Source organism: Tsukamurella conjunctivitidis (assembly GCF_007858475.1).
GTDB lineage: Bacteria > Actinomycetota > Actinomycetes > Mycobacteriales > Mycobacteriaceae > Tsukamurella > Tsukamurella conjunctivitidis.
This window is the reverse complement of sequence record NZ_VIGX01000334.1, coordinates 1-504: the sequence shown is the minus strand read 5'-3', so window position 1 is coordinate 504 and position 504 is coordinate 1. Positions and strand designations below refer to the sequence as shown.

Below are 504 nucleotides of genomic sequence, written 5' to 3'. Positions count from 1 at the left end.
TGAGGATCCGGTAGACGTCCTCGCCGTAGCTCCACAGCTCGTTGTCCGCTCCCGACCCGAACGGCTCCCCGAACTTCCGCCAGGCATCCGTGATGTCGAAGTCGATGGGGTTGCGGAAGCCGTGCAGGCGCGTCACAGGGCAGTAGACGCCGAACTGGAACCACCGCACGAGCAGTTCACGGAAGGAGGGATCCTCACCATTGCCTCCGGTGAATCCCCCGATGTCCGTGGTCCACCACGGGATCCCCGAGAGTCCGGCATTGAGGCCTGCGCTGACCTGACGACGCAGCGTCTCGAAGGTCGAGTGGACATCGCCGGACCACAGGAGGGCCCCGTAGCGCTGACTGCCCGCCCACGCACAACGCAACAGGTTGACGATGTTCTCCTGGCCTTCCGCCTCCATTCCCTCGTAGAAGGTCTTGGCGTACTCCAGGGGATACAGGTTCGTCACCTTCTGTCCGGGACCCGCGTGGTACCGGATGTGGTCGAAGTCGTAGTGCCCCA

General features: G+C 63.9%; 1 protein-coding gene. It reads right to left on the bottom strand.

The features are described from left to right. Positions 1–504, bottom strand: a 504-nt coding sequence (locus tag FK530_RS25650) for a TIM-barrel domain-containing protein (RefSeq protein WP_331456388.1), incomplete at both ends; no start/stop codon positions are given.